The following is a 9,823-nucleotide window of genomic DNA, read 5'->3' as shown; positions in this document are numbered from 1 at the left end:
GCGGACCGGGGGCATGCCGGTGGGGGGTGCGTCATGTGCCGCGCGGTCTATCGTCAGCATGGCGGTCTCGTGGGGGGGCGTGTCGACGAGGTCGAGCTGGGCCACCGCCGAGAGCCGGAGGTCACTCGCGCACAGCAGCAGCGACTCCCCTGCATTCGAGTCCGCGACCGCCGCGAGCGCGGACAGCGGCGGCAGGCCTGGCGGAATCTCGCGAGTGGTCAGCCCCGCCTCCGTCAGGATCTCGCGGAGGGGCCGGTCGGCCTGCGCACCGAGGATCACGGCCTCCCCGGGCGACCGGTTCACACCGACACGGCGCGCTTCGGCACTCCCGACGACAGGCGGGACCTCGAGGCTCACGAATGCTGGTCCGAGTATTCGTTGTACTCGTCGATGACGTCCTGCATCGGGCCGTCCGCGACCAGCTCGCCGTGCCTGAGGTAGAGGCCGCGTTCCGCGAACCGGAGAAGGTCGCCCTCGCTGTGGGACACAAGGAACAGGGTCTTTCCGCCAGACAGCATCTTCTCCATGCGGAGATAGCACTTCTCGCGGAAGCTGCGGTCGCCCACGGCCAGAACCTCGTCGACGAGGACGACCGGCTTGTCCAAGGTGGTGATCAGGGCGAATGCCAGGCGAACCTGCATTCCCGACGAGAAGTGGCGGTATGGCATGTCCATGCTGGCCTGCACCTGCGGGCCGGCAAACTCGACGATCTCGTGATAACGCTCGTCGACCTCAGCCTTGGTCAGGCCGTGCAGGCCGGCCGCCAGGTAGACGTTCTCCCGTGCCGTGAGCTCCCCGAGGAAGCCGCCGGTCAGCTCGATGAGGGGTGCAACGTCGCCGCGAACCCGCACGCTGCCCTCATCCGGGATCAGGACACCGGCGATCATCTTCAGCAGGGTGGTCTTGCCCCCGCCATTCGAGCCGATCACGCCCACGGCCTCACCGGGCTGGACATCGAACGTCACGTTGCGCAACGCCCAGAAAGTGTCCTTGGGCGCCGTGTTCTTGCGTTGGAGAACCATCTCGCGCAGCGACATCCGCCGCTTCTTGCCACGGTAGAACTCGATGCCGAGGTTCTTGACCTCGATGACCGGCTGCATCAGATCTCCTTCAGGACAGCCGACTCATAGCGCTTGAACACGACGGAGCCGACGAGCAGCATCAGCACGCTCAGGACGACAGCAATCAGGACCGAGCGGCGGGCAAGCTCTCCAGCGAAGAACCCCGCCCGGTACAGCTCCAAGATGCCGCTCATCGGATTGAACTCGAGGACGTTTCGAATGGCCGCCGGTGCCGACTGGACGCTGTAGATGATGGGAGTCCCGTAGAAACCCATACGGAGAAGGATTCGGACGACGCGGGCCATATCGGTCACGAGGACCGTGATGGGCGCGAGAATCAGGCCGAGACCGGTGGCCAGGATGAACGTGAGGATCATGGCCACCGGGAAGTAGACCAGTGTCCAGTGCAGGTGCAGCTTGCCTGCCAGGCCGTATCCCAGCACGAAGCACAGCAGCACGGGCAGGGAGAAGAGGAACTCCAGGCCCTTCGACAGGACGAGCCTGACCACCCAGAGCTCTCGCGGCAGGTTCGTGGACTTCACCAGGCGCGCGTCCTGGAGCAGGGCACGGGACGTCTCGGTCATGCAGGCGGAGAACCACTGCCACACGAAGAGGCCGATGATCAGGTGAAGGATGTAGGGCTGGTGCCCGACATTCCTGGCCTTGAAGATCATCGTGAAGACGACGAAGTAGATGAGCGCCATGGCCAACGGGTCCAGAACGGACCATACGTATCCAAGGGCGCTGCCCGCATAGCGCACCCGCAGATCGCGCTTGATCAAAGTGCCGAGCACCCTGCGGTGTCGGATCAGGCCCTGGGCCTGTTCAGCAATGATGGTCATGTCGTCAGTCGTCTCGAGGGGATGAGCACGGATGTGGCTTGCTGAGGCTGGTCAGCGGACACACGGTATCCTGCCGCGGGTCATCCGCCGAACTCGAGGAGGGCGCCCATAGTGACGGCCGCCAGCACTCAGACCCCGGACGTGACGGTCGTCGTGATCGTCTACAACGATGCCAAGCGCCTGGGAACCGCCGTACGCTCGGTCCTGCGCCAAACCCTGCGCAACGTCGAGGTCGTCATCGCCGACGATGCGTCGACCGACTCGACCCCGCAGGTGGCGGCGGAGCTCTCCCGGCTGGATACGCGCGTCAGGTACGTCCGCCTGCCGGAGAACTCCGGCGGCTGTGGCGCGCCGCGCAATGCCGGTGTCGCCGCGGCCCACGGGACGCACGTCATGTTCCTCGACAGTGATGACCGGCTGGAGCGTCACGCCTGCAAGAACCTCCTCGAGGCCCTCGAGGACCACGACGCCGACTTCTCCATGGGCCTCGTGCGCCGTGAGTACATGAACACGAAAAGACAGACACTGTGGTACCCGCAGTTCTTCGAGGAGCGGCGCGTCCTCTCTTCCATCGAAGAGTGGCCCGAACTCATCGAAGAGACGCTCTCGGTCAACAAGCTGTACCGACGCGATTTCCTCCTCGACAACCACCTCCGGTTTCCCGAGGACATCCACTATGAAGACCAGGTGTTCACGATCCAGGCCTACACCAAGGCCAAGCGCATCGCGATCATTCCCGAGAACGTGTACATCTGGCGGATCTTCCCCCATGGTGCCCGCAAGTCGATATCAAACCAGCGCCATCGGCTCGACAACTTCCAATCCCGGCTCGAAGCCCACCGACGGATCGATGAGTATCTGCACTCGTTCGGCTCCGAGGTCCTGAAGCGCACCAAGGACCTCAAGTTCCTTCAGCACGACATGCGCCTCTACCTGTCCGATTCCATCGTGGCCGCGCCGACTTTCACCACTTCGATCATCGAGACTGCGGACAGGTACCTGCGAGACATTCCTCGTGATCGTTATGAGCAGCTCCCGTCGGCCCTCCGTGCGGCATACGGAATGGCCTTCCGTGGTGACCCCGAAGGCCTGCGCCGCATGATGCTGCTCGACCGACGCAATGTCATGGCGCCGATGCTGGTGCAGGCTGAGGGAGGTCTGCGCTGGACCACGCCTCAGAGTGACCCTTCTTGGGAGGCGAACCACCCGGCCGACGAACCGGAGAACGCATTCCTCCGCGCTGAGGAGAACCCTCTCATCGGAGCCCCGTTCGGGACCTTCCATCTGCATCACGAGGTCGTCGAGGTGACGGCCTCGCGCCGTGGCGTGGAGATCCTGGGGGTGACCCACGACAACCTCCGCAAGCTCACTCCGAACGTCGACTGGGCTCTTTCCGTCGTCGTCAGACGGGAACGGCGACCCGGTCGCCTCATGCTCCCGGTCGAGGTCCTCGAGCATTCCGAGGGTGCCGTCACATGGGCGCTGCGAATCCCCCGGGATTCTCCGATCTTCTCCGGGCTGCTCTCCGAACGGTGGCACTTCAACGTCATCGTCCGCCGCAGCGAACGCGAGATCAACACCTCGCTGTTGTGGCCGCCCGCTCTGCCCGAGATCCAGGTACCCCTTCGCATCACCGCATCCATGGCTCACGCCAACACTGGCCGGCTCGGATCGGCTGAGGACGGCGGCGTCGTGTTCTCGGTGGAGAGCGCGTCGCGCGGCAGGGAACGCCTCCTGAGGGCAATGGACCGGCGGGTGCTCGGTCGCATCCGAACTCGGCGTGAACGCCTGCGCCGGAGGCGCACGGTCCGCACCAGTTCGGTCATTGCGGCCGCCCGGAAGCGGTCCCTTGACCCCCGGCTCGTCCTCTTCGAGGCGAACATGGGAACTGTCTACGCCGACAGCCCCAAATACGTCTACGAGAAACTGAGGACGCTCCGGCCAGAGCTCCGGTTCGTGTGGGTGCTGCCCGAAGGGCACCAGCCGCCGCACCCGGACTGCAAGGTCGTCCAGCGTGGATCACGGGAGTACCTGGACGCCTTGGCTCGCGCCACCTATCTGGTCGACAACCAGACGTTCCCGGCGTACGTGCGGAAGCGTCCCGGGCAGCATTACCTGCAGACGTGGCACGGAATCCCGCTGAAGAAGATGGGCAAGGACGTCCTCGGGCACGCACCGGCCCCCCTGTCCCCGGAAACCGGCGTGGGCGCCTGGGACCAGCTCGTCATCCCGAACCGCTACTTCGAAGAAGTCTTCGTCCCGGCATTCGACTTTCGCGGCGAACTCCTGCGATATGGGACGCCCCGCAACGACCCATTGGTGAACGGCAGCCTCAGCCGCTCGGAGGCGCGCCACCTGCTCGACCTCCCGGAGGACGCCAACGTCATCCTCTACGCGCCGACGTTCAGGGAGGAGACGCGACTGCACCGCACGAGCGTCAAGCCGCCATTCGACGTCGGCGAGATATTGGACCGGCTCGGGCCCGACACCTACCTGTTGATGCGACCGCACTACCTGAATCGCATCAGCATCCCCGCCGCCCACCGCCACCGAGCCGTCGACGTGCGCTCGGTCGAGGACGTGAATCTGCTCTACATGGCATCCGACATGCTCGTGACCGACTACTCCTCGGTCATGTTCGACTACGCCCTGCTTCGACGACCGATGATCTTCCACACCTATGACTATGACGAGTACGTGAGCTCCCGGGGGACCTACTTCGACCTCAGGGCAGTGGGGCCAGGGCCCTTCACCTCCACCACGGACGAACTCGTCCTAGCCGTCGAGAGGCTGCGGTCCGGAACGCCCGAGTACAAGGACAAGTACGAGGAGTTCCTCGAGACGTACTGCGGTGACGAGGACGGAGGGGCGGCGGAGAGGGCCGCCCTGGCACTGCTTGAGAGGGGCGGCGTCCTGTGAAGCCCCCCATTCTCGTCATGTCCAACCACATCGACGGCCTGGGTGGGGCGGAACGGGTGTCGCACGCCATTGCAGACGGGCTGACGAGGCGCGGCTACGACGTGACCCTCAACGGCATCCGCCCAGCCGCGGACGAGCGGGTGGACCTCACAGATCTGGCATACCCGACGGGATTCATGTCCCAGCGCCCCGAGAACTCGCGCAACGAGTCCCCACTCCCCGATCACGTGCGCGACAAGATGCGTGAGGAGGCTGTCGCCAATCTCGAACGCACCCTCCGGCGCTACCGTGACGGCGTCTTCATCTGCACCCAGCTGTTCGTCATGGAGCATGTCGCCGACATCGGCATAGAGCGGCAGCTGAATGCCGGGACGCGCATCATCGGCCAGTACCACTCGTCGTATGACGCCGCGATCCTCACGCACGACTACAAGCGGATCTCCCGGCTGTACCGACAGATCGACAAGTTCCTGCTCCTGACTGCCGAGGATGCGCGCAACTTTCGTCGGAAGAACTTCAACAACACCGGCTATGTGCTGAACCCGCTGTCGACGCCCCGGCTCGGCGAGGGGCATGCCCCGGAGTGGGAGAAGGAGAATGTCGTCGTCGCGGTCGCTCGACAGGACACCAACAAGCAGATGGACCACCTGCTCAGGGCCTGGTCGACCATCCGGAAGGACCACCCCGGGTGGCGACTCGAGCTGCATGGCGACGGCCCCGAGCACCGCACTCTGTTGGACATGGTCAAGGACCTCGGCATCGAGCAGAGCGTTTCCGTCCCGGGGATGACCCGGGACGTCCCAGCCGTACTCGACAGGGCCAAGATCTCCGTCCTGTGCTCCCGGTTCGAGGGCCTGCCCATGGTCTTGGCGGAGTCCCAGGCGCACGGTGTCGTGCCGGTGGCCTACGACTGCTCACCGGGCGTGCGAGAGCTCATCGACCACGATGAGACCGGTCTGCTCGTCACGCCCCAGGACGAACGGGAGCTGGCGGCGTCCCTGAGCGCGCTGATGACCGATGAGTCGCGCCGCCGGGAGATGAGCACGCGAGCACGACGTAGCGTCCGGCGGCTCGACGAGCAGCTCATCATCGACGAGTGGGAGGACCACATCCAGCGCGTGATGCGCTGACCTTCGTGCGGCAGAATCGGGTACCCGGTAACCGAACGAGAGGTACCGATGACCCGGTTGGCAGCGACCGCCCGCGCCGAGCTGGCCTCAGGGGTGAGGACCGGTTATCGGGCGCTACGTCGCGCCATCCCCCACCGGTGGTGGAGCGCTCTGCGCGGCTCGGTGCCACCGGCACTGCGCTACAGCGTCCGCAGAAGATGGAGCGTGACACCCGCGAGCATCGGGACGATCTCGGTCGTCGTGCCGTGCTACGACGTCGAACGGTATCTCCGCTCGTCCCTGACGAGCATCATCGCGCAGTCCTACACGGATCTCGAGGTCATCGTCGTCATCGACGGCTCGCCGGACCGGAGCGCCGCGATCGCCCGTGGCTTCTCCCGGTGGGATCACCGCATCCGGGTCATCGGGCAGCCCAACGCGGGTCTGGGCGCTGCCCGCAACACCGGCATCCGGGCCGCCACCGGCGACTTCATCGCCTTTGTGGACCCGGATGACTGGCTGCCTCCCGATGCGTACACGGTGATGACGCAGACGCTGGGACGCTCGGGCTCCGACTTCGTCGTCGGTAACGTCGAGCGCCAGAGGGGCCACAACGCATGGGTGCCCGTCTGGGCCCGTGATGTGCACCGGTACGACCGGCTCCGGCTCACGCTTGACGACTACCCGGAGATCCTTGCCGACGTCTTCAGCTGGAACAAGCTGTTCCGGCGCGAGTTCTTCAACCGGGCGGTTGGCGGCTTCCCCGAGGGGATCCGGTACGAGGACCAGGAGGCCACGGCCAAGGCATACGCGTCGGCGACCTCGTTCGACGTCCTGCACGAGGTGACCTACCGGTGGTTCATCCGCGGTGACCAGTCGTCCATCACGCAGCAGAAGTCCACCCTCGGGGACCTGCACGACCGGCTCACCGTCATGACCCGCGTCTCGGACGTGCTGACGACGCGGGCCAGCCAACGCGTCGTCCGCTACTGGCAGGCCAAGGCGGTGGGCCTGGACCTCCGCGCGTACTACAACGAGGTTCCGCGGACGGGGACCGCCTACTGGGACGCGCTGCGCCAGGGCGTCCGATACGTCACCGCGCAGATGGACGAGAGTGCATGGCGCCTGGTTGATGTCCAGGACCGGCTGCTGGCGCGGATGGTGGAGGCCGACGCCCGGGATGACGCGTGTGTCGCCCTGGTGTCACGCAGTGACCTGGGCGACGGGCTGCGTGTGGATCTCCAGACCGACCCGCCGACCGGGGTCCCGCTCTACCTCGACCAGATCAGCTGGACGCCGGGCCCCAGGGACCTGCTGCTGTCACCGAACGAGAACCGGATCAGGGCCGTCTTGACCGGCTACGAGGCCGACGAGCGGTCCATCCGCCTGACTGGGATGGCCTTCCTCCCTGGCGCGGACCTGAGTGAGGCCCGGATGACAGCCTGCCTTCGGCGGCGGGCGGACCATGCGCTCCTGCCCGCGGTAGCCGTGGCAGTCGAGCGTTTCTGCTCTGCCCCGCTCGACCAGCTGGCGGCCAACGCGGCCACGAGTCACGCGCATGACGGATTCCGCGCGGCGATCAACGCGGAGCAGCTGCTGGACGCGCTCGAACAGCTCCCGAACGAGGATGGGGAGCCCGCCGAGGTCTACCTCGAGCTCGTCCTCGAGACCGGTGGCCAGACCTGGCGCAACCACCTGACCCACCATGATCGGCGCGGCGCCGCCAGCCGGCTGTTGCCGGGGCCCTTGACCGATGGACACCGCATCGCGGCGCGCTACGGACACGACGTCGGCCTGCGGCTCCGACGAGTGCAGGCGCAGGTCATAACGGAGTCGGTCGAGGTCACCGACCGCAGAGTGCGGCTCACCGTCCGTTCACTCGAGGGCTCGCCGGTCGAGCGTCTGACCGTCCGGTGTCGTGCACTCGGGCTCAGCACCACCGCGCGTCCTGAAGGCCGTTCCGCACACGCCGTCACCTTCCGCGTTCCGGACCTGCCACCCGGCGTCCCGCCCCTGCGGCAGCACGTCTGGCGAGTGTCGGCAACGGTTCACGGGCAGGAGCACGACGTCGCCCTCGCCATGGGCGCTGCCGAGCTCATGACCCAAGCGGCAACTGTCGGCCTCCGGGCCGACTCCTCGGCGAGCGGGCGCCTGCAGTTCTTCGACCGAAAACGCGACGCCGTCGTGACGAGGGTCGAGGTGGCCCCGGCCGGCGACATCTTCACGGTGCACGGGCTCGCCCGGCTGCCCGCCAGAGAGCCATTCCTGGCCGCGTTCGTCTCGGACAGCGACGCGTGGTGGGCCACTGACGCCCGGTGGGACCCGGTCTCAGGATCCTTCAGCGCGACCTTCCGAACTGTCCAGCACGAGCCCGGCATCGGCGACGTGGTCCCCGCGTCGACCGGCTACTCCTTCCGCCTGGTCAGCAATCCTCGCGCGGCCCGACAGAGCCTGTGGGTGCCCGTCCTGCCCGGGACGGTGCCGGATCCTTCGGTGCCATTCCTCGGCTGGCACGTCGGAGCGCGCGCCGCCCTGCGATTCCTGATCAGCTCGAACGCGCGCGCCCTGTGGCTGAACGTGCGGCCGCCACTGCCGCGGGCCGTGGCCGGCCGGCACGCGCAGTACCGGCTCCAGCAGACCATCCCCTCACTGCTCCGCTCGCCCCTCGAGGAGACGGCGGTCTTCTCCTGCTTCGGGGGCAGGCCGCCAGGCGACTCGCCGCTCGCGATCCAGTCCGAGCTACGGCGAGGCGGCTACGACGGCCGGATCCTGTGGGCGGCCCGTGACGGGTCCGCCGCAGCCCCGGAAGGAACGGAGGCCGTCCTGTTGGGCTCGCCCGAGTACTACCGGGCGCTGCACACGAGCCGATGGCTCATCAACAACAACAACTTCCCGTACTACTTCCGGAAACACCCGGACCAGTACTACCTCCAGACCTGGCACGGCACCCCGCTGAAGCGCATCGCGGAGGACGTCCCAGGAGAGAGCCTGTCCCTGTCGTATCGCGCCCTCATGAAGCGTGAGCCGCAGTGGTGGGATGTCCTCCTCGCCCAGAACGACTTCGCCGCCGGCATCTTCCCAGACGCCTTCGGCTATCGCGGACCCGTTCTCACGCTCGGATACCCCCGCAACGACCAGCTGGCCCTCACGAACGCTGAGCGCAGGGCCACCATCCGCCGCCGCCTCGGCATCCCCTCCAGCGCCCGGGTGCTCCTCTATGCGCCGACCTGGCGCGACAACCTGCGTACGGCGAGCAATGGATACGCCGCCGTCACCTTCCTCGACGTCGCCAAGGTCTCACGATGGCTGGCTGACGACGGTGTCTTCCTGCTTCGCGGGCACAGCAACACCGCAGGGTTCCCCGGTGCAGACGCCTACCCGAACGTGCGCGACCTCTCGCGATACCCGGATGTCGGGGACCTGCTCGAGATCACGGACGTCCTCGTCACCGACTACTCCTCGGTGATGTTCGACTTCGCGGTGACCGGCCGACCCATCGTGTTCCTGGCGCCCGACCTCGACGAGTACGCGTCGTCCACCCGTGGCCTCTATCTCGACCTCGGCTCCATCGCACCGGGGCCGATCCTGCGCACGACCGACGAGGTCATCTCCGTGCTGGCGGATCCCGCTGCCCTTGCGCTTCGCTATGGGCGTCGGTACACCGCGTTTCAGGAACGCTTCACCAGCCTCGACGACGGCGCCGCCGCCCGACGGGTCGTGGAGCATGTCTGGTCGAAGACCAGCTGAGCATGGCCGGCGTCGAGAGTGGTCAGGACAGGCCGATGGCGGCGCCGAACTCCCTGATCGCCTCGGCGTTGTAGGCGGCTGTGTCGAGGGGACGCGCCGGAACCTCGCCCTGCAGGGCACCCATCATGCCCTGCGCCAGCGCATC

Annotated in this window: 6 protein-coding genes; 3 read left to right on the top strand and 3 right to left on the bottom strand. The window is 66.6% G+C overall.

The genetic code is table 11. The features are described 5' to 3' along the window. From ACTHJJ_RS04050 to ACTHJJ_RS04040, 3 genes are all read right to left on the bottom strand, one after another. Positions 1 to 303 (bottom strand): hypothetical protein (locus ACTHJJ_RS04050; RefSeq protein ID WP_440301654.1); only part of this gene is annotated, 303 nt, incomplete at its 3' end. Between the two features lie 50 nt (positions 304 to 353). Then, positions 354 to 1,100 carry an ABC transporter ATP-binding protein gene (locus tag ACTHJJ_RS04045; RefSeq protein ID WP_440301653.1) on the bottom strand — a complete coding sequence of 249 codons (747 nt, stop codon included), beginning with the start codon at positions 1,098 to 1,100 and terminating at the stop codon, positions 354 to 356. After that, positions 1,100 to 1,903: an ABC transporter permease gene (locus ACTHJJ_RS04040; RefSeq protein ID WP_440301652.1), complete on the bottom strand. Its 804-nt coding sequence runs from the start codon at positions 1,901 to 1,903 to the stop codon at positions 1,100 to 1,102. The genes ACTHJJ_RS04045 and ACTHJJ_RS04040 overlap by 1 nt, the downstream gene beginning before the upstream one ends. Before the next feature lie 111 nt (positions 1,904 to 2,014). Between ACTHJJ_RS04040 and ACTHJJ_RS04035 the strand changes: the two genes are divergently transcribed. The 3 genes from ACTHJJ_RS04035 to ACTHJJ_RS04025 are packed head-to-tail and all read left to right on the top strand — an operon-like array spanning position 2,015 to position 9,678. Continuing rightward, positions 2,015 to 4,822, top strand: a complete 2,808-nt coding sequence (locus ACTHJJ_RS04035) for a bifunctional glycosyltransferase/CDP-glycerol:glycerophosphate glycerophosphotransferase (protein ID WP_440301651.1) — start codon at positions 2,015 to 2,017, stop codon at positions 4,820 to 4,822. Between the two features lie 17 nt (positions 4,823 to 4,839). After that, a complete protein-coding gene (locus tag ACTHJJ_RS04030) occupies positions 4,840 to 5,952 on the top strand; it encodes a glycosyltransferase (RefSeq protein WP_440301650.1) in 1,113 nt (370 codons plus the stop codon). A 48-nt stretch (positions 5,953 to 6,000) separates the two neighbouring features. Then, a complete protein-coding gene (locus tag ACTHJJ_RS04025) occupies positions 6,001 to 9,678 on the top strand; it encodes a CDP-glycerol glycerophosphotransferase family protein (protein WP_440301649.1) in 3,678 nt (1,225 codons plus the stop codon). Positions 9,679 to 9,823: the final 145 nt, after the last annotated feature.

This window comes from Intrasporangium sp. (assembly GCF_051961875.1).
Classification (GTDB): Bacteria; Actinomycetota; Actinomycetes; order Actinomycetales; family Dermatophilaceae; genus Intrasporangium_A.
Note: the sequence above shows the minus strand (reverse complement) of the source record. Positions and strands in the feature narration are given on the sequence as shown.